The sequence below is a fragment of the Streptomyces barkulensis genome (assembly GCF_002843305.1).
GTDB lineage: Bacteria > Actinomycetota > Actinomycetes > Streptomycetales > Streptomycetaceae > Streptomyces > Streptomyces barkulensis.
The window spans coordinates 1-19,285 of record NZ_PGSG01000061.1 but is presented as its reverse complement, the minus strand read 5'-3'; the positions used below and the strand labels follow the sequence as shown (position 1 = coordinate 19,285).

13 protein-coding genes and 1 pseudogene are annotated in these 19,285 nt (G+C 73.9%); 5 read left to right on the top strand and 9 right to left on the bottom strand.

What is annotated here, in order from left to right:
• Positions 1-11 precede the first annotated feature (11 nt).
• A complete protein-coding gene (locus tag CUT83_RS12360; RefSeq protein ID WP_101255901.1) occupies positions 12-326 on the bottom strand; it encodes a hypothetical protein in 315 nt (104 codons plus the stop codon).
• 235 nt (positions 327-561) lie between these two features.
• Here CUT83_RS12360 and CUT83_RS12355 point away from each other — a divergent pair, with 235 nt between their 5' ends.
• A complete protein-coding gene (locus tag CUT83_RS12355) occupies positions 562-3,156 on the top strand; it encodes a sensor histidine kinase (RefSeq protein WP_420882404.1) in 2,595 nt (864 codons plus the stop codon).
• A 125-nt stretch (positions 3,157-3,281) separates the two neighbouring features.
• Complete coding sequence (locus CUT83_RS12350; RefSeq protein WP_101255900.1) at positions 3,282-3,704, top strand: DUF742 domain-containing protein; 423 nt, start codon at positions 3,282-3,284, stop codon at positions 3,702-3,704.
• 85 nt (positions 3,705-3,789) lie between these two features.
• On the opposite strand, the gene CUT83_RS12345 is transcribed toward CUT83_RS12350, so the two are convergent.
• Positions 3,790-4,779, bottom strand: coding sequence for a Rieske (2Fe-2S) protein (locus CUT83_RS12345; RefSeq protein WP_101255899.1), 990 nt, complete (start codon positions 4,777-4,779; stop codon positions 3,790-3,792).
• A gap of 208 nt (positions 4,780-4,987) precedes the next feature.
• Here CUT83_RS12345 and CUT83_RS12340 point away from each other — a divergent pair, with 208 nt between their 5' ends.
• On the top strand, positions 4,988-5,653 hold the full coding sequence (locus CUT83_RS12340; protein WP_101255898.1) for a GTP-binding protein: 666 nt from the start codon (positions 4,988-4,990) through the stop codon (positions 5,651-5,653).
• 75 nt (positions 5,654-5,728) lie between these two features.
• Here the strand turns inward: CUT83_RS12340 and glpK are convergent, their stop codons facing one another.
• The 5 genes and pseudogenes from glpK to CUT83_RS12315 all read right to left on the bottom strand — a co-directional run bounded on the left by glpK (position 5,729) and on the right by CUT83_RS12315 (position 13,304).
• A complete protein-coding gene (glpK, locus tag CUT83_RS12335; RefSeq protein WP_101255897.1) occupies positions 5,729-7,249 on the bottom strand; it encodes a glycerol kinase GlpK in 1,521 nt (506 codons plus the stop codon).
• Between the two features lie 108 nt (positions 7,250-7,357).
• Complete coding sequence (locus tag CUT83_RS12330; RefSeq protein WP_101255896.1) at positions 7,358-8,092, bottom strand: MIP/aquaporin family protein; 735 nt, start codon at positions 8,090-8,092, stop codon at positions 7,358-7,360.
• A gap of 376 nt (positions 8,093-8,468) precedes the next feature.
• Positions 8,469-9,653, bottom strand: a pseudogene (locus CUT83_RS12325) (EAL domain-containing protein); the annotation flags it as partial.
• A gap of 310 nt (positions 9,654-9,963) precedes the next feature.
• Positions 9,964-10,758, bottom strand: coding sequence for a M15 family metallopeptidase (locus CUT83_RS12320; RefSeq protein WP_420882403.1), 795 nt, complete (start codon positions 10,756-10,758; stop codon positions 9,964-9,966).
• 164 nt (positions 10,759-10,922) lie between these two features.
• Positions 10,923-13,304 carry a glycoside hydrolase family 31 protein gene (locus CUT83_RS12315; RefSeq protein ID WP_101255893.1) on the bottom strand — a complete coding sequence of 794 codons (2,382 nt, stop codon included), beginning with the start codon at positions 13,302-13,304 and terminating at the stop codon, positions 10,923-10,925.
• Between the two features lie 251 nt (positions 13,305-13,555).
• Between CUT83_RS12315 and CUT83_RS12310 the strand changes: the two genes are divergently transcribed.
• Both CUT83_RS12310 and CUT83_RS12305 read left to right on the top strand, forming a co-directional pair.
• Positions 13,556-15,589 (top strand): acetoacetate--CoA ligase, encoded by a 2,034-nt coding sequence (locus CUT83_RS12310; protein ID WP_101255892.1) that lies wholly within the window; start codon positions 13,556-13,558, stop codon positions 15,587-15,589.
• 78 nt (positions 15,590-15,667) lie between these two features.
• A complete protein-coding gene (locus CUT83_RS12305; RefSeq protein ID WP_101255891.1) occupies positions 15,668-16,594 on the top strand; it encodes a DUF8829 domain-containing protein in 927 nt (308 codons plus the stop codon).
• Positions 16,595-16,665: 71 nt separating this feature from the next.
• Here the strand turns inward: CUT83_RS12305 and ptsP are convergent, their stop codons facing one another.
• Together ptsP and CUT83_RS12295 are read right to left on the bottom strand one after the other, a co-directional pair.
• Complete coding sequence (ptsP, locus tag CUT83_RS12300) at positions 16,666-18,336, bottom strand: phosphoenolpyruvate--protein phosphotransferase (RefSeq protein ID WP_101256020.1); 1,671 nt, start codon at positions 18,334-18,336, stop codon at positions 16,666-16,668.
• A 111-nt stretch (positions 18,337-18,447) separates the two neighbouring features.
• Entirely contained in the window at positions 18,448-18,897 is a 450-nt protein-coding gene (locus CUT83_RS12295) for a PTS sugar transporter subunit IIA (protein ID WP_093850224.1), read from the bottom strand.
• Between the last annotated feature and the right edge of the window lie 388 nt (positions 18,898-19,285).

The window sequence follows — 19,285 nt, the reverse complement described above, 5'->3', positions numbered from 1 at the left end:
GGGCCGGGGCCTCAGCCGTGTCTTCGGCGGGAGGCGCCGCGCTCGCGCGCCACGCTGCTCGGTGTGGAGACCACCCCGTTGCGCTGGTTCCACATCTGCCGGGTGACCCACACGTCCAGCACCCCCCAGGTGGTGACCACCGTGCCCGCCACCGCCGCGAGCACCATGGGCAGGGCCAGCCACACCTGCGCCAGGGAGCACAGGACGGCGACCATCACCAGCACCAGGGTCACGGCCACGAGAACGACCGCGCGCACGGCCGCCGCCCGCACCGGGTCGGGCAGCCCCGGCCCGGCGCCCACGGGATCTCCACTCTCCTCGTACATCACATCCTCATCCCGGTCCGATCGGAACTGATCGAATCCACCCGGTCCCCAGTCGGCCCTGCTCAGCTCCATGCGGTCTCCCCGTGCCCTGCCGTGCGCGCGTTCCCCGCGCACCGTGCGGCATCCGGCGTATCACAACACAGCGTCACAACAGCGCCCGACAGGCGCCGTACGGGTACCCGATGTCCCGGACGCGCCCACGGCCGGCCCGTTGCCAGTAGTAGGCTCGCGCCGTTTGCTGAGGGGACCCATGCTCCCGTTCGACGGGACGGACACAGGGGAGGCCATGCGCTTTCGCGGCAAGTCGATCCGGCGGAAGATCGTGGCGCTGCTGCTGGTCCCTCTGGTGGCGCTCACCTCGATCTGGGCGTTCGCCACTGTGATCACCGGCCGTGAGGCGGACCGGCTGCTGGACGCCGCGACCGTCATGGGCGAGCTCGGCGAACCGGTCCAGGAAACCGTCCGCGCCCTCCAGACCGAGCGCCGCCACACCCTCGTCCACCTCGCCGACCCGCGCCGCTCCGACTCCCTGACCGCCCTGCACGACGGCCGGCAGGCCACCGACGAGGCGGTGGCGGCCCTGCGCGCCCGGGCCGGGGGCGAGGGGATCCGCGGCGAGCTGGACGACGATCCCCGCAGGCGCCTGGACGAACTCCTCGCCGCGCTCGACCGGCTGGAGAAAGTGCGTGCCCGGGTCACGGACAACGCCGTCGAACGCCAGGACGCCTACGACGCGTACAACGCCCTCATCGACCCGTGCCACGCCTTCCTCACCGGCATGCGCGGTGTCGACGACGTCCGGCTGGAGAGGGAGGGCCGCGCCCTCATCGGCCTCTCCCGCGCCCGCGAGCACCTCTCCCGCCAGGATGCCCTGCTGGCCGCCGCGTTCACCGCCGGCCGGATGACCGGGGACCAGTTGCGGGCCGTCTCCGACCGGGTGGCCGAACGCGAACTCACCTACCGCACGCACCTGTCGGTGCTTCCCGCCGAGGACCGGGAGAGATATCAGGCGTTCTGGTCCGGCACCGACGGCCGGGCCCTGCGCGCGGCCGAGGACGAGATCATCGCCGCCGGCGCCGCGGGAGCGGTGAAGGCCTTCGACGCGGAGCGCTGGCAGAAGACCTCCGGCACCGTCCTGGAGGAGTTGCGACGCATGGACCGGGAGACCGGCGAGCGCTACCACCGGCGAGTCGAACCGGAGGCCGCCTCCGTGCTGCTGCGCGCCGCCGTCGTCGGGATCCTGGGCTTCGCGGCCGTCCTCGTCTCCGTGGCCGTCTCCCTGCGCATCGGCCGCGGTCTGGTCCGCGACCTCGGCACCCTGCGCAGGGAGGCGGGGGAGGCGGCGGGCGTACGGCTGCCCGGGGTCATGCGGCGGCTCGCCGCGGGCGAGCAGGTCGACGTGGAGACCGAGGCGCCGCGTCTGGAGTACGGACGCGACGAGATCGGGCAGGTCGGACAGGCCCTCAACACCCTCCAGCGGGCCGCCGTCGAGGCCGCCGTCAGACAGGCGGACATGCGCCGCGGCGTCTCCGAGGTCTTCGTCAACCTCGCCCGCCGCAGCCAGGTGCTGCTCCACCGCCAGCTCACCCTGCTGGACGCGATGGAGCGGCGTACCGAGGACCCCGGGGAACTGGCCGACCTCTTCCGGCTCGACCACCTCACCACCCGTATGCGCCGTCACGCGGAGGGCCTGGTCATCCTCTCCGGCGCCACGCCCTCCCGCCAGTGGCGCAAGCCCATCCCCCTGATGGACGTCGTCCGTGCCGCCGTCTCCGAGGTGGAGGACTACGAGCGCATCGAGGTGCGGCCGATGCCCCCGCTCGCGGTCGACGGCACCGCCATCGCCGACCTGACCCACCTCGTCGCCGAACTCCTGGAGAACGCGACGGTGTTCTCACCACCGCACACCGCGGTCCAGGTGCTCGGCGAGCGGGTCCCCAGCGGCTTCGCCCTGGAGATCCACGACCGGGGCCTGGGCATGTCCCCCGACGCGCTGCTGGAGGCCAACCTCCGGCTCTCCGAGAAGCCCGACTTCCGGCTCTCCGACACCGACAGGCTCGGTCTGTTCGTCGTCTCCCGGCTCGCCCGGCGCCAGAACGTCCGCGTCTCCCTGCAGCCCTCGCCCTACGGGGGCACCACCGCCGTCGTGCTCGTCCCCGGCGCGCTGCTCACCGAGATCCCCGGCGCTTCCCCAAGCGCCGTGGCGCCGGGGGAGGAGGCGGACACCGGGGAGCACCGCGCCGGCGACCACGTCCGGACCGCCGCGGGACTCCCACTGCGCGGCGCCCGGCCCGCCATAGCAGCGGGCCGGAGCGGCCCGGACGGGCCGGAACCAGAACCGCCCGCCGAGGAGGCCAGGGGCACCGGCGCGGACGTCGGGACCCTGCTGCGCGGGCAGACCGCTGGCCACCGCGGCGATCCGGTGCCGCGGTCCCCTTCCCGCCGCCCGCCCGGCGGCGGCACCGGGCTCGTGCGGGAACTCCGGCCCGGCGCTACCCGGACCCCGGAGCGGGACCAGGGCCAGAACCAGATCCAGGGCCAGGACCGGATCCAGGGCCAGGACCGGATCCAGGGCGGGAACCGGGAGCGGGGAGCGGACGCCGACCGGGCGCGCGCCCGGATGGCCTCGTTCCAGCACGGACTGCGGCGCGGCCGACAGCAGAGCGTGAACTCCCCCGGCGGCACGGGTGTGGACGGCCCGAAGGACGGGAACGGCTCGGACGGTGGGACCGGTTCGGAGGACACGGCACCGCGACCGACACACTGGAGGGGGACGGCCGATGACCGCAGTGCACGGCACAGGGGAGGGCGCCATCCGGGCGACGGGTGAGCCGGACCGGCTCCCGGACGGTTCGGTGGGCCCGGCCGGTGACAGGACGCCGCGGTCCGGCCGGATCGGCGCCGCCCCGGAGGGGCAGATCCGGCACGACGTGACCGGCGCGGGGTGAGCCCGCCATGACGGACCGCTGGTTCGACGACGCCGCAGGGCCGGTGGTACGGCCGTACGCCATGACGCGCGGCCGCACCCGCAGTGCGACCGGAAGCCGTATCGACCCGGTCGCGCTGGTGGTCGCCGAGACGCCGGCCGACGCCGCCGGGGAAGCCCGGCCCCCGGCCTTCCCCGGCACCGCCGGCACCGCGGGCGGCACCGGCGTGCTCGGCCCGGAGCATCTCGACATCGTCGCCCGGTGCCGCCGGGCCCCTCAGCCGGTCGCCGAACTGGCGGCCGTACTGGATCTGCCGGTGGGCGTCGTACGCGTTCTGGTCGGGGATCTCGTCGAGGCCGAGCTGGTCCGCGTGAGCCGTCCCGTGCCCCCGGCCGAGCTGCCGGACGAGCGTATCCTGCGCGACGTGATCAACGGTCTGCGGGCGCTCTGAACTCCTTCCGGACACCCCGGACACCCCGGACACCCCGGGCGTCTCGAAGCGGCCTCGGGGTGCCCGCTCAGCCCGCTCAGCCCGCTCAGGCCGGGCCGGCCGGCCCGGCCGATCCGGCCACGGCGCGGTGCGCCCGGTCCGGATCCTGGATCAGGCGCGCCTCCACCCGGCCGTCCACCAGCCGGGTCTCGAAGACCGGCTGGGGGGAGGTCGCGGGGCCCCGTACGTTCCAGCCGTCCGCCAGGCGGAAGACGCTGCCGTGCCAGGGGCACCGTACGCACCCGTCGGCGACCGTGCCCTGCGACAGCGGTCCGGCCATGTGGCTGCACCGGTCGGCCAGGGCGTGCACCTGCCCGCCGGTCTCGCGGACGACGACCACCGGCGTCTCGCCCACGTACCGCCGGACCGGCTCGCCGACCGGCAGGTCGGCCATGTCGCCGATGGGATGCCAGCCGGGCTCGACCACGGCGGGCACCTGCTCGGCGTGGTTGACGGCGGCGGCCTGCCGGTAGGCCAGATGGCCGCCCAGAGCCCCACCAGCGCTCACCACGGCCAGCCCCGCGAACCCCAGCAGGCGGCCCCGGGCCCGCCTGCCGCGCAGCCGGGCGCCCAGCGAGGCCGAGTACAGGCCGACGGCCGCGGCGTTCGCCGCGGCGTGCACCAGGCCGACCCGCATCTGCGGCTTGCGCAGCTCGGCCCAGTCCACCCAGCCCGTCAGGGCGGCCGGGGCGGCGGCCGCCAGGCCGACTCCCACCAGGACGTCGGCGCCGCGGCGCTGTCCGGGCAGCAGGTCGAGCACGGCGGCGGACATCCAGGTCCCGATGGGGACCTGCACCATCAGCGGGTGCACCGCGTGGCCCAGCCAGCGGCCGTGCAGGGCGTCGCGCGCACCGCCCAGCGGAAGCGCGTGTACGGCGCGCCGCAGTGGCCCGAGTGCGGCGTCGAGACGCGGAGTGCTCTCCAGCTTCTCCACCGCGGTCAGGATCCGCCCCGGACGCTCGGAATCCGGAAGCGCGGACCGGGCGGCGGACCGGGCGGCTGAGAATGCTGTGCGGACGTTCTGAGAAACAGGCATACCGCCCAGTTCCCTGGCGATACCGGCCATAAACGACCCGCGGAGGTGGCGCGGGGATGTACTGGGCGGCCTTGGGCGGTACTTGGCCTGATCACGTCCCGGCCGCTTCGGGGACTTGTCGTCACCGCGCGGGTACGGAACGATCTCTTGCTCCGACGGGCGGCACCGCACAGCGCGGGCCGCACTGCGAGATGCGGAGGAAGAACCGATGGTCTTCGCGGACTCCGGCGCCTGCCGGAAGCACCGGAAAAGCGTTCCCGTCGCCTCGCCGGTGGCGCTGAAGGTGCTGGTGGCGGGCGGTCCGGGAGCGGGCAAGACCACCCTGGTCGGCTCCGCCAGCGAGGTCGGGCCGCTGCGCACCGAGGAGTTCCTGGCCGGGTCCCCTCCCCCGTCCGGCGGACCCGGGCAGGGGCGGGGAGCGGCGGAAGCGGAAGGCCCCGGCGAGCGGAAAGCCGCCACCGTCGCCATGGATTTCGGCCGCATCACCCTGAGCGGACGGCTGACCCTCTGCCTCCTCGCGGCTCCGGGGCAGGAGCGGTTCGGGTCACTGTGGGACGAGCTGGCGCAGGGGGCGCTCGGCGCGGTGGTCCTCGCCGACCCCCGCCGCCCGCGGGACTGCCTCGGCGCACTCGACCGCCTTCGGCGGCACGCCGTTCCGTACGCCGTGGCCGTGAACCGCTCCGACGGCGCCCGCCGGCCTCCGACGGAGGTGGTGCGCGCCACGCTGGGGCTGGAGGCGGCGGTGCCGGTCCTGCGGTGCGACGCGCGTGACCGCGGCTCCGTGCGCGAGGTGCTGGCCTCGGTCGTCGAGCACGCCATGGCCGCCGGCGCCCCCGGGCGCCGCGGGAGCGCCCCTGACCTCACGCGCCCCTGACCTCACGCGCCCCGGCGTCCGGCGGGTCCGGCGGGTCCGGCCCGGCCCGGAGCCGGGCCCGCCGCGGAGGGCCGCTCAGTCGCCGTCCTCCTCCCAGCCGAAGCTGCGCTCGACGGCCTTGCGCCAGTTGCGGTGCTCCCGCTCACGGACCTCCGCGTCCATCCGCGGGGTCCACTCGGCGTCCTTCCTCCAGTGCGCCTTGAGCTCCTCCAGGTCCGACCAGACCCCGGTGGCCAGACCGGCCGCGTACGCCGCGCCCAGACAGGTGGTCTCGGAGATCACCGGCCGGATCACCGGCACCCCGAGCACATCCGCCTGGTGCTGCATCAGCAGCCCGTTGGCGGTCATGCCCCCGTCCACCTTGAGGCTGGTGATCTCCACCCCGGAGTCCTGGTACATCGCGTCGACGACCTCACGTGTCTGCCAGCTCGTCGCCTCCAGCACGGCCCGTGCCAGGTGCGCCTTGGTGACGTAGCGGGTCAGACCGGTGACGACGCCGCGTGCGTCGGAGCGCCAGTACGGGGCGAACAGGCCGGAGAAGGCCGGGACGATGTACGCGCCGCCGTTGTCCTCCACGCTCGCGGCCAGGGGCTCGATCTCGGAGGCCTCCCGGATGATCCCGAGCTGGTCGCGGAACCACTGCACCAGGGCGCCGGTGATGGCGATCGACCCCTCCAGGCAGTAGACGGGCCGCTCGCCGCCGAGCTGGTAGCCCACCGTGGTCACCAGTCCGCTCTTGGACGCCACCGGGCGGTGGCCGGTGTTCAGCAGCAGGAACGAACCGGTGCCGTAGGTGTTCTTGGCGTCGCCGACCTCGTAGCAGGTCTGGCCGAAGATGGCCGCCTGCTGGTCGCCGAGCGCGGAGGCCACCGGCACCCCGGTGCTCGTCCCCACCGAGGTCGTTCCGTACACCTCGGCCGAGGAGCGGATCTCCGGCAGCATCGCCTCGGGGATGCCCATGGCCTCCAGGATCGAGGAGTCCCACTGGAGGGTCTCCAGATTCATCAGCATGGTCCGGCTGGCGTTGGTGACGTCGGTGACGTGCACACCGCCCTCGGTACCGCCGGTGAGGTTCCAGATCAGCCAGGAGTCCATGGTGCCGAAGGCGATCTCGCCCGCGGCGGCGCGCTCGCGCAGCCCGGGCACGTGCTCCAGCAGCCAGGCGGCCTTCGGTCCGGAGAAGTAACTGGCCAGCGGGAGCCCGGTCCGGTCCCGGAACCGGTCCTGCCCCACGTCGCCGCCCAGCTCCCGGCAGAGCGCGGAGGTGCGGGTGTCCTGCCAGACGATGGCGTTGTGGACCGGCTTGCCGGTGGCACGGTCCCACAGCACGGTCGTCTCGCGCTGGTTGGTGATGCCCAGTGCGCTCAGGTCGCGGCCGCGCAGTCCCGCCTTGGCGAGCGCTCCCGCGACCACGGCCTGGACCTTGGACCAGATCTCGGTGGCGTCGTGCTCCACCCAGCCGGGCTTGGGGAAGATCTGCCGGTGCTCGCGCTGGTCGACGGCGACGATCGCGCCGTCGTGGTCGAAGATGATGCAGCGGCTCGACGTGGTGCCCTGGTCGATCGCGGCGACGTAGGTGGCTGCGGTGTCCGTCATGGCGGTTCCTCCGGTCCCCTTGTGCTGGTCGTCCTCGGTACTTCCCGCTCTTCCCGGTCCTTCTCCGGCCTTGTTCTCCGGCCTTGTTCCCGGTCCTCGCGGCCCGGATCAGAAGGCGAGGTTGTAGACGAGTGCCCCGAGGACGCCGCCGATGACCGGCCCCACCACCGGAACCCAGGAGTACCCCCAGTCGGAGGTGCCCTTGTTGGGGATGGGCAGCAGCGCGTGGGCGATGCGGGGGCCCAGGTCGCGGGCCGGGTTGATGGCGTAACCGGTGGGGCCGCCGAGGGACAGGCCGATCCCGACGACCAGCAGCGCGACGATGAGGAGCGCGGTGCCGGACTCGCCCAGCCCCTTGGTCAGGCCGAAGGCCAGGATCGGCAGTACCAGGGCGACGGTCGCGATGATCTCGGTGACCAGGTTGGCCACCGGGCTGCGGATCTCCGGAATCGTCGAGAAGATGCCGAGGGTCGGCATCGCGGTCTCCTTGTCGCGGTTCAGCGCGAACTGCGCGTAGTAGACCAGCCAGGCCAGCACGGCGCCGAGGATCGCACCGATGATCTGCCCCGCGATGTAGACCGGGACCTTGTCCCAGTTCTCACCCGTCTGGGTGGCGATGCCGATGGTCACGGCGGGATTGATGTGCCCCCCGGACAGGGGCGCCGCGGTGTAGGCGCCCGTGAGTACCCCGAGGCCCCATCCGAAGGCGATGACGATCCAGCCCGCGTTCTGCGCCTTGGAGCGGTTGAGCGTGATGGCGGCGTTGACCCCCGCTCCGAAGAGGATCAGGAGTGCCGTTCCGATGATCTCGCCGATGAAGATGTCGCTGTTGGGAAGGTTCATTGCCGCTCCTCCGTGCCCTCACCCCGGGCAGCGGCCCCGGGTGTCCCTGCGGGGTGCGTTGTGCGGTGCGGGCGGACCCGGCGGCAGGGCGCGACCGCGCCCTGCCCGGCGTCCGCGACGAGCGTGCGTGTCCGGCGGAACCGCCCCGGGGAGCATCCGGTCACGGAGACCGACGTGCGGCGATACCGTCTGATAATCGGAAGTGTTCCCCCGGTGAGAAGGACCGTCAAGGCAACCCGCAGGGCGAGGCGGCCCGTTCCCGTCCCGCGCCCCGCGGCACGTCTCAGAGGCGGACGGGGCGGGTCACCGGCCTTCCCGGCCGGGCGGTCCGACGGCCCGGCGTCCAGCCCGTCGGGGCTCAGCCCGCGCCCGGACGGGGCACCCGGGTGAGCCGGTCCAACTCCGGGGCGTCCTCCATACGGCTGTCGGCCAGTGCCCTGACCACCTCGGCCAGCCGCACCACTCCCACGCAGCGTCCCGCCTCGTCCACGACCGCCACGTCGTCGGCCGTACGGCCGCTGTCCCCGGCGGCCACCACGTCGAGCACCTCCCAGGCGGTGGCGCCCACCCGGACCGTGCGCGGCCGGTCCGCCAGCCGGACCGCAGGGCGGTCGGCGTACAGGGCGTGGCCGTACCGGCCCGACATGGCCAGCAGGAAGCGGTCCCGGTCCACCGCGCGCACCGGCACCCCGTCGGGATCCACCAGCATCACCCCGGTCAACTCCGGCGAGCCGGTCAGCAGCGCCCGCACCTGGGAGGCGGAGGCCGACAGCGGCAGCAGGGCCGCGGGGTGCAGGAACTCCGAGACCGGCGGCCCCTGCGAGCCCCTCCCCTCCGGCGGAGCGGCGGGCGGGCAGACCGGCACACGGACCTCGGTGACCGGACGGCGCGCGGGCGGGGCGAACAGATGCCCCTGTGCCAGATGCGCGCCGGCCGCCCGCGCGGACGCGTACTGCAGCTCGGTCTCCACCCCCTCCACGGCCAGCAGCGCCCCGACGCCGTCGCAGAACCGCCGCAGCCCGGCGACCGCCGCACGGTAGGCGGGCCGGTGCGGCAGCCCGGCCACGACGGCGGCGTCCACCTTGACCAGATCGGGGGAGAGGTCGGCGAGCAGCAGCAGCGGAGGGTCCCCGGCGCCGATCCCGTCCACGCAGATCCGGAAGCCGTCCTCGCGTAACGCGCCGACCGCCGACACCAGCGCCTCCCGGGGCGCCGACGCCCCACGAGGCGCTGGTGTCGGCCGCGGGGTGATGTCGAGCGTCACCTCCCACGGCCGGCGGCCGGCCTCCCGCACGGCCCGGCGCAGCGCGGCGAGGTCGCCGAGGCCGGCGAGGGTGGCGGCGAAGACGTTGACGTGGAGGGGCAGCAGTCCTTCCCGGCGCGCGGCGGACCGCAGGGCCAGTGCGGCCAGCTCGGCGTCCAGCTCCGGATCACGGCACGCCTCGGCCACGACATCGCCTCGCCCGCAGCGGGCCAGGACCTCCAGGGCCGTCACGGAACCGGTCCCGAGGTCCACGACCGGCTGGTAGGCGAATCGGAGTTGGCTCGTCCAGGCATGCACGACACCAGCATGCTGCCACCGAAGGCGCCGGGAGGGGGTGTTCGCGCAGAGTTCACGAGCACTTCCGCGCCCGGGCCCGCCGCCCCGGGCGACGGCGGAAGGCTCGGGAAACGTGGCGAACGGGTGACAGCGCACCGAATCCAGAACCGTCCTGGGGCGGGCCGCGTCCCCATCACCGGACGACGGCGGTACGGGACCCACGGGGGTGGTGCCGTACCGCCGCTCCGCTCCGCCCCGCCCGGCTCCGCCCCGCCCCGCTCCGCCCGGCACACCGGCACCGGGCGGCACACGAGGCCGCGGTGGATGCCGCTCAGCGCCCGGTGAGCGACCTGGGATGCACGGGGAAGTCGAAGTAGGTGTCGGGGAACGGTTCCCGCCGGAAGGAGTAGTGCCACCACTCGGCCTCGTAGTTCACGAAGCCCACCTCCTCCAGCGACTCCTTCAGCAGCAGCCGGTTGGCCCGCTGCTCGCCGGTGATCCGCGGGTCCAGCGTGTGCGAGAGGGTGTCGAAGCAGTCGTAGCCCGTCCCCATGTCCACCGAGTTGTCCGGGAAGCGCTCCTCCCGGGGCGCGAAGCAGGGCGTCAGCGGCTCGCCCGGTGTGTACGGCCGGGTCGGCCAGGCGGGCAGCCGCACCAGGGTCAGATCGACGGTGCTGCCCCGGCTGTGCCCGGAGCGTTCGGCGATGTATCCGTCGGAGAACAGCCGCGTCTTGTCCACCCGTGGGTAGAACTCCCCCTTCATCCGCTGGTCGCCGAGGTCCTGGGCCCACGCCACGAAGTGGTCCACGGCCCGCTGCGGGCGGTAGCAGTCGTAGACCTTCAGCGAGTACCCCCGCCACAGCAGCTTCCACTGCGCCCGGCGCAGTGCCTCGGCGGCGTCGCGGGTCAGCAGGCACATCGGCTTGCGGTACCCGTCCACGGGATCGCCGACGAAGTTGTGCGCCGTGGTGTAGCGGATCTCCTGGAGGATCGTCGGATCCACCTCGGAGAGGGCCACGAACTCCGGCGGCGCCTTCGGCTCCGGCTCGGCCCGCGCGGACGGCGCCGCGGCGACGAGGACGGCCGGAGCGAGGAGCACGGTGAGCGCGAGGAGGACCGCGGCCACCGGCACACGCGCCCCGGGCCTTCGCCCGGAGGATTTCCCGTCCGGCCGCGCGGACGGCGAAGTGATCGGTTCCCTGATCGGCATGACCCCTCCGTCTACCAGGTGCCCGGTGCGTCGCGGAAGACCGCCCGCGCGCCCCGCGGGTACGCCCGCGCCCCGTCCGCTCACGCCCCCGAGCCGCGCACCCGCACCGGGTACCCCACTTCCGAAGTTCCCTCCCGCGCCACCACCACCTCCCGGCCCAGCACCCGCACCGAGAACCGCTCCAGCTCCACCCGCCCGAAACCGTCCCCCGGATCCGCGGCCACCACCCCGCCGCCCGTACGCCCGGGCGGCGGAGCCCACACCTCCAGCTCGATCCCGCCCTCCGGCCCGGCCACCGGCACCACCGATCCCGCCCGGGCCAGCACCGGGATACGCGCCCGCGGAGCCTCGACGACCACCCGGCCCGGGCCCCTGTGCAACCGCCCCGACGCCGTGTCGTACCACCACCCGCGCGGCAGCCGCACGGTACGGCGCACCACCCCCGGCTCCAGCACCGGCGCCACCAGCAGCGCGTCCCCCAGCAGGAACGCGTCCTCGCACTCCCGCAGCGCCCGGTCCTTCGGCGCGGCCCACCACAGCGGGCGCACATACGGAGCCCCCGAGCGGTGCGCCAGCCGGGCCAGCGTCGCGAAGTACGGCAGCAGCCGCTCCCGCTCGCGCAGCGCCGCCCGCGCGTGCTCCAGCACCTCCGGACCGAACTCCCACGGCTCCAGCCGCCCGGAACCCGGCACGGCCCGGGTGCGGAACAGCGGCAGGTACGCGGCCAGCTGGAACCAGCGCAGATACAGCTCCGGCGACAGCCGCGGCGACCCCGCCGGGCCCCCGACGTCCGCACCGCAGTACGGCACCCCGCACAGCCCCAGGCCGATCACCTGGGCGAGCGCGTCCCGCAGCCCCTCCCAGCCGGCCGACGTCTGATCCGTCCAGGTGCCGCCGTAGCGCTGCAGACCCGCCCAGCCCGAGCGCGACAGCAGCAGCGGCCGCTCGTGGGGCCGCAGACCCCGCAACCCCTCGAACCCCGCACGGGCCATCGTCAGGGCGTAGACGTTGTGCGCCTCCCGGTGGTCGCCGCCGCGCGACTCCAGGCAGTGCCCGGCCGACCGCGGCAGCGTCGCGTCACCGAAGGCCGCCAGGGAGACCGGATCGTTCATCTCGTGGCAGAACCCGGCGAACCCCCGCGCCAGCCGCTCGGAGTACAGACCTCCCCACCATTTGCGCACCCGCGGATCGGTGAAGTCCGGGTACACCGCCTCGCCCGCCGGACCCAGCCCGCGCACCGGCCCGCCCAGCGGGTCCCGGACGAAGGCGTCCTCGCCGAGCCCGCCGTCGTACACCGCCTCCCCCGGCTCCGCCCGCACCGCGGGGTCGACGCACGACACCAGCCGCACCCCGCTCCCGTCCGGCCCGCGCAGCGAGGCCGCCAGGGCCGGCAGATCCGGAAACCGCCCGGAGTCCACCGTGAACCCCCGCCTCCCCCGGTGGTGGCCCGCCCCCAGATGCACGGCGCTCAGCGGCAGTCCCCGCTCGGCGTACCCCGCCACCACCCGCCGCACCTCGCGCTCGCCCCCCGTCCCCCACAGGCCCGCCTGGTGGCCCAGCGCCCACCGGGGCGGCAGTACGGGCGCCCCCGTCAGCGCCCGCCAGCCGTGCAGCACCCGCGAAGGCGCACCCGTCAGCACCCAGTAGCGCAGCGGACCGCCCGACATCCGCACCTCGCACCGGCCCGGCCGGTCGTGACCGGAACCCGCGCCCTCCAAGCCCTCGCGCAGCGTCACCAGGCCGTCCCAGGAGTTGTCGTGGAAGACCAGATGGCCGCCCGCGTCCGCCACCACCCACAGCACCGGCATCGTCAGCGACCGCGCATCGCGCCCCGCCCCGAACGGAACCGGCCCCGCGTTCCACAACCGGTACGGGCCGCCGCGCAGCCTCGGCCCCGGGGCCCGCCCGCCCAGGCCGAAGAACCGTGCGTCCGCAGGCACCTCCGAGCGCTGCGTCCAGCGGCTTCCCGCACCGCCCCGCGCACCGCCTTCCGCGCCGTCCACCGGCTCCCACCAGCGCGGCGGCAGATCACGGCGCAGCACCACACCGCCCGGGGTGCGCACCTCCACCGCACCCATCCGGGTCACCGTCACCAGCACCCGCTCGGACACCACCCGCCAGCCGCCGTCCTTGTCCGGCTCCAGCACCGCCCGCGGATCCGCCTGCGGATACGCGCCCGCCAGCGCGTACGACGGCTCGGGCGCCGCGCCGTCCCAGCCGCAGAACACCATCCCGCCCGCCGTCACCCGGACCCGCAGCGACGACCGCTCGAAGTGCACCACGCCACCGCCCGGCCGCGGCTCGGCCCCCCGCGCCGGACCCGGCACCCGCGCCCGCTCCCGACCACCGCGCGGCAGCGCCCGGGCGTCCGTACGCCGCACCCGCCACGCGGCCCGGGCCGCACGCAACCCCCGCGCCGCACCGACCAACCTCACCGACCGCACCAGGTCACGTGCATCCATGCTGATCAGAGTGCCATCACCGGTGAGCGGCCGGTGCCGCGTTCAACCGCCGTTCACCGGACGTCCCCCCGTGGTTGCACCACACCGTCCGGCCCCCCGGTATGGGGGAGCGGCCCTGGTGCGGAAACCGATCACATGGCACAGTCCTGCACAGCCGCCGCGCACCCGCACGCCCCCGGCCACCATCCCAGGGGCCGAGCGGTGCGGGGAGGCGAACGCACACGAAGCGTGAAAACAGCCCGGGAGCCGCCATGACCGCCGCGCACAGCGCCGCACCGACGACCGCAGACCAGCCGGAGCCCCTGTGGAGCCCCGGCCCCGACCGGATCGAGGGCGCCCGGATCACCCGCTTCCAGGCGTGGGCCGCCGAACGCTTCGGAGCCCCGGCCGCCACCCCCGGCGACCCGGCCGCGAGCTACGCCGCACTGCACCGCTGGTCCGTCGAGGAACTCGCGGCCTTCTGGCAGGCGGTCGCCGAGTGGTTCGACGTACGCCTCACCACCCCGTACGAGACCGTCCTCGCCGACCCCGCCATGCCCGGCGCCCGCTGGTTCCCCGGCGCCACCCTCAACTACGCCGAGCACGCCCTGCGCGCCGGCGAGGACCCGGACCGCGCCGACACCCCCGCCCTGCTGTACGTCGACGAGACCCACGATCCGGTCCCCGTCACCTGGGCGGAGCTGCGCCGCCAGGTCGGCTCGCTCGCCGCCGAACTGCGCCGCCTCGGGGTGCGCCCAGGCGACCGCGTCAGCGGCTACCTGCCCAACATCCCCCAGGCCGCCGTCGCCCTGCTGGCCACCGCCGCCGTCGGCGGCGTGTGGACCTCCTGCGCCCCCGACTTCGGCGCCCGCAGCGTCCTGGACCGCTTCCAGCAGGTCGAACCGGTCGTCCTGTTCACCGTCGACGGCTACCGTTACGGCGGCAAGCAGCACGACCGCACCGACACCGTCGCCGAACTGCGCCGCGAACTGCCCTCCCTGCGCGCCGTCGTCCACATCCCCCTGCTCGGCACCCCGGCCCCCGAGGGCGCCCTGGAGTGGGACGCCCTGACCACCGCCGACGGCACGCAGGCCGAACCGGTCTTCGACCCCGTCCCCTTCGACCACCCGCTGTGGGTGCTGTACTCCTCCGGCACCACCGGACTGCCCAAGGCCATCGTCCAGTCCCAGGGCGGCATCCTGGTCGAACACCTCAAGCAGCTCGGCCTCCACTGCGACCTCGGTCCCGGCGACCGCTTCTTCTGGTACACCTCCACCGGCTGGATGATGTGGAACTTCCTCGTCTCCGGCCTGCTCACCGGCACCACCGTCGTCCTCTACGACGGCAGCCCCGGCCACCCCGGCACCGACGCCCAGTGGCGCGTGGCCGAACGCACCGGCGCCACCTTCTACGGCACCTCCGCCGCCTACGTCATGGCCTGCCGCAAGGCCGGCGTCCACCCCGGCCGTGACCTCGACCTCTCCCGCGTCAGGTGCGTCGCCACCACCGGCTCCCCCCTCCCGCCCGACGGGTTCCGGTGGATCCACGACGAGGTCGCCCAGGAGATGTGGATCGCCTCCGTCAGCGGCGGCACCGACGTGTGCAGCTGCTTCGCCGGCGCCGTCCCCACCCTCCCCGTCCACATCGGCGAACTCCAGGCCCCCGGCCTGGGCACCGACCTGCAGTCCTGGGACCCGCACGGCAGGCCGCTGGTCGACGAGGTCGGCGAACTGGTCGTCACCCGCCCCATGCCGTCCATGCCGATCCGCTTCTGGAACGACCCGGACGGCTCCCGCTACCGTGACAGCTACTTCGAGATGTTCCCCGACGTATGGCGGCACGGCGACTGGACCACCCTCACCTCGCGCGGCACCGTCGTCATCCACGGCCGCTCCGACTCCACCCTCAACCGGCAGGGCGTCCGCATGGGCTCGGCCGACATCTACGAGGTCGTCGAACGCCTCCCGGAGATCCGAGAGTCCCTCGTCATCGGTGCGGAACAGCCCGACGGCGGCTACTGGATGCCCCTTTTCGTCCACCTCGCCCAGGGCGCCCGCCTCGACGACGCCCTGCGCGACCGGATCAGGCGGGCCATCCGCGAACAGCTCTCACCCCGGCACGTCCCCGACGAGATCATCGAGGTCGAGGGTGTCCCCCACACCCTCACCGGCAAGCGACTGGAGGTCCCGGTCAAACGCCTCCTCCAGGGCGCCGAACTCGACAAGGCGGTCAACCCCGGCTCGGTCGACGACGTCGCACTCCTGCGCTTCTACGAACGCCTGGCCCAGGAGCGCAGCGCCTCCTGAGCCTTTCCGAGGCCCGTTGTCAGCCCCATCGATTACGTTGAGTCACCAAGCGAACACGCAATCGAGGGGGCTGGCGACATGACACACCACAAAAGGCGCGACCGCCGCGGGCCGGAGACGGCGCGACGGGCCCTGCGCCGAGAGGCGCCCAGCACGGTCGCAGTCGTGGCCGACCCGGCCGGCTTCGCGGCCATGCGCCGCTACACCACGTTCACCTTCGACGACCACCACCACTACCTGCGGCAGACGGAAGGACTGCTGCGCTCGCTCACCGCCCAGGGCGTCCACACCCGTGTCGGTCTCTTCGAACCGGACGACTACGCGCACTTCTGCGCCCAGGAGCGGATCGACCCCGACACCTCCGACAGCCGTGCGCGCTACGTGGCCGAGATCGCCGCGACCGGCGCCACCGTCCGCTACCGGGGCCAGCCCCTGGACCGGCTGCTGCCCCTGCTGCTCGACGGCTGGGAGCGCCGGGAGGCCGGGGAACGCGCCGCCGACACCCTCGCCGGCCTCGGCCCCTGCCCCGGCTGCGGAAAGGATCTCGGGCAGGAGACCCTCGACGCCGCGACCGACATCCTGGACCGGCTCACCGCCGGAGCCGGCCCGGGCACCCACCATCTGGTGTGCAGCGTCACCGGCGCCACCGGGCCCCTGGTCGCCGTCCTCCACACCGGGCGCACACCACGCGGCGGTAAGGAGCCGGCCACAGCCGAGGAGTCGGCCTTCCGCGCGGTCCTCGCCGCGGGGCTGGCCACCGGACGGCCCGGGGGAGTGGTGATGCGCACCATCCGCGACGGGAACGAGCAGGTGCGCGGCTGGAGCCTGAACGACGGCCGCCTCCGCCCCCTCACCGAGGCGGAGGTCTTCTCCGCCTACTGCACCGACGCCCGTACGGGAGACCCGGTCCCACCCGAGCCCGGTCTCGTCCACCGGGCCGGTTTCCCGCTGCCGGAGCACACGACGGAGGACCGACGGCACAAGCGGCGGAAGGACGACCACTGACTCCCGCTCTCCGGTTCCGGCCGTCCCGCCGCGGGGCGGCCGGAACCCCACACGCAGGCGGACAGCAACGCTCACTCTCCGAAGAGCACCGACTGCGCGGCCGCCCGCGCCTGCTCACCGCCGTCCGAGGCGCGCGCGGCGGACGCCGCGCGCTCGCACTGGGCCATGGTCCGCCTGGACAGCTCCGCACGCACGTAGGGAATGGCCTTCGCACCCATGGACAGGCTTGTGACACCCAGCCCGACCAGCACACACGCCAGCAGCGGATCGGCGGCGGCCTCACCACAGACACCGCAGCCCTTGCCCTCGGCCCCGGCCGCCTCCGCGGCCATGGCCACCAGATCCAGCAGCGCCGGCTGCCACGGATCCTGGTAGCGGGCCAGCGCGCCCACCTGCCGGTCGGCGGCGAAGGTGTACTGCGCCAGGTCATTGGTGCCCAGAGACAAAAACTCCACCTCCTGCAGCACCGACCGGGCCCTCAGCGCGGCCGAGGGGACCTCCACCATCACGCCGAACTTCGCCCGCAGTCCCGCGTCCCGGCAGGCGTCGGCGAACGCCCCGGCGTCAGCCCGGTCGGAGACCATCGGCGCCATGACCTCCAGATACACCGGCAGCCCCTCGGCGGCCCTGGCAAGCGCCCGCAACTGGGTGCGCAGTACCTCGGGATGGCCGAGCAGCGTGCGCAGCCCGCGCACGCCCAGCGCGGGGTTGGGCTCCTCGGCGGGAGTGAGGAACTCCAGCGGCTTGTCCGCGCCCGCGTCCAGCACCCGCACCACGACACGCCCCTCCGGGAACGCCTCCAGCACCTGCCGGTACGCCTCGACCTGCTTCTTCTCCGACGGTGCCTTCCCACCGGAGTCCAGGAACAGGAACTCGGTGCGGAACAGCCCGACCCCCTCCGCGCCCGCCTCCACCGCGGCCGCCACATCCGCCGGGCCGCCGATGTTCGCCAGCAGCGGCACCTTGTGCCCGTCGGAGGTCGCGCCCGGGCCGGTGGCGGAAGCGAGCGCGGCCCTGCGCTCCCCGGCGATCCTGAGCATCTCCTCCCGCTGCTCCGGGTCCGGGTCCACGGTGACCACACCCGTACTGCCGTCCACCGCGACGACCGTCCCCTCGGCCAGTTCGACGGCGCCCCGCAGAGCCACCACCGCGGGCACCCCCAGCGACCGGGCCAGAATGGCGCTGTGGCTGGTGGGGCCGCCCTCCTCGGTCACGAAACCGAGAACGAGCGACGGATCCAGCAGCGCGGTGTCCGCGGGCGCCAGATCACGTGCGACCAGCACATAGGGCCTGTCGCTGTTCGGCACCCCCGGCATCGGGACACCGAGCAGCCGGGCGACGATCCGGTTCCGCACGTCGTCCAGATCCGCGACCCGCCCGGCGAGATAGTCGCCGGCCCCCGCGAGCAGCGCCCGGTAGGCGGCAAGGGCGTCGTACACCGCACGCTCGGCGGTGCTGCCCACGGCGATGCGCCGTTCGACATCGGCGATCAGCTCCGGATCCCGGGCCATCATGGCCTGTGCCTCGAGCACGGCCTGGGCCTCACCGCCCGCCAGGTTTCCCCGCGCGGTCAGATCGGCGGCCACGGCCTCCACCGCCTGACGCGCCCTCCTCCGTTCGTGCGGCACCTCGTCCCGGGTGGTCTGCCGGGTCGGCGGCTCCAGCTCGGCGGTGCCCATGTGCCGCACCTCGCCGATCACCACCCCGTGGCTGACCCCGATCCCTCGAAGCGTTGTCTCCATCTCACCCTCACCCGTCTCCGGATCTCCGGCCGGTTCCGTCTTGTGGGCGGGACGCACCCGCCTCCTGCCCGCCGCCCGCGAAGATCCCGCGGCCGGCGGGAGGGCGGTGGGTCACCGCCAGGTGAACAGCGTGCCGCCGGAGGGTACGTCGATGCTCTCGGCCACGTCGGCGAGTGCGTCCGGGGTGGCCTCCAGCGCTACGACCGGACACACCGGAGACTTCCCCGCGGCTTCCACCTCGACCGGATTCCAGCGGACGATCGGGTCACCGCGCCGCACGGTGTCGCCCTTGGCGGCCAGCAGTTCGAAGCCCTGGCCGTTCAGCTGCACGGTGTCGATACCCAGATGCGTCAGCACCCCGTGTCCCTCAGCGTCCACGACGACGAAGGCGTGCGCGTGCAGTGAGACGACGATGCCGTCGACCGGGGCCACGGCGACGGACGGTCCACGGGCCGGGTCGACGGCGGTACCGGGCCCCACCATCACTCCGGAGAACACCGGATCCGGCACGGCCGCGAGGCCGATGGCACGTCCGGCCAGCGGGGACGTCACGGTGGTCATGGAAAGCCTCCCAGGCGCGGAGACCGAGTGGTCACCGTCGTCTTGTGTCCTGAGTTGTCCTGAATCGGCGAGCTGGTCTGAAGCGTATGACATGGGAACCGCCGGTTCCGGTGAGCGCGCGCGTGGCGGCCTGTCCGGAGCAGCCGAAGCGATTTGCCTCCGTACCCACCCGCCTGTACTCTCGTACCTCCGTCCGGCGCCAGTGGCGCCAGTGACGTCCGACCTTCATCTCTCCCGAGAATCCGGTTCGGTTCTGCACGCTCGCAGAGAAGACCGGATTTCAGAATTCGGAGGAGAGGCTGATAGTGTCGGAGACACCGAAGGGAAGCGCCCGGAGGGGCCCCGGAAGGGGTGCCGAAGGAAGCGTCCGTTCCTTGAGAACTCAACA

What these genes read in the sequence shown, in the direction of transcription:
- CUT83_RS12310 (WP_101255892.1), top strand. Translation starts at nt 13,556, where the DNA reads ATGACCGCCGCGCACAGCGCCGCACCGACGACCGCAGACCAGCCGGAG.
- CUT83_RS12345 (WP_101255899.1), bottom strand. Translation starts at nt 4,779, where the DNA reads ATGCCTGTTTCTCAGAACGTCCGCACAGCATTCTCAGCCGCCCGGTCC.
- glpK (WP_101255897.1), bottom strand. Translation starts at nt 7,249, where the DNA reads ATGACGGACACCGCAGCCACCTACGTCGCCGCGATCGACCAGGGCACC.
- ptsP (WP_101256020.1), bottom strand. Translation starts at nt 18,336, where the DNA reads ATGGAGACAACGCTTCGAGGGATCGGGGTCAGCCACGGGGTGGTGATC.
- CUT83_RS12350 (WP_101255900.1), top strand. Translation starts at nt 3,282, where the DNA reads ATGACGGACCGCTGGTTCGACGACGCCGCAGGGCCGGTGGTACGGCCG.
- CUT83_RS12305 (WP_101255891.1), top strand. Translation starts at nt 15,668, where the DNA reads ATGACACACCACAAAAGGCGCGACCGCCGCGGGCCGGAGACGGCGCGA.
- CUT83_RS12330 (WP_101255896.1), bottom strand. Translation starts at nt 8,092, where the DNA reads ATGAACCTTCCCAACAGCGACATCTTCATCGGCGAGATCATCGGAACG.
- CUT83_RS12360 (WP_101255901.1), bottom strand. Translation starts at nt 326, where the DNA reads ATGTACGAGGAGAGTGGAGATCCCGTGGGCGCCGGGCCGGGGCTGCCC.
- CUT83_RS12295 (WP_093850224.1), bottom strand. Translation starts at nt 18,897, where the DNA reads ATGACCACCGTGACGTCCCCGCTGGCCGGACGTGCCATCGGCCTCGCG.
- CUT83_RS12340 (WP_101255898.1), top strand. Translation starts at nt 4,988, where the DNA reads ATGGTCTTCGCGGACTCCGGCGCCTGCCGGAAGCACCGGAAAAGCGTT.
- CUT83_RS12315 (WP_101255893.1), bottom strand. Translation starts at nt 13,304, where the DNA reads ATGGATGCACGTGACCTGGTGCGGTCGGTGAGGTTGGTCGGTGCGGCG.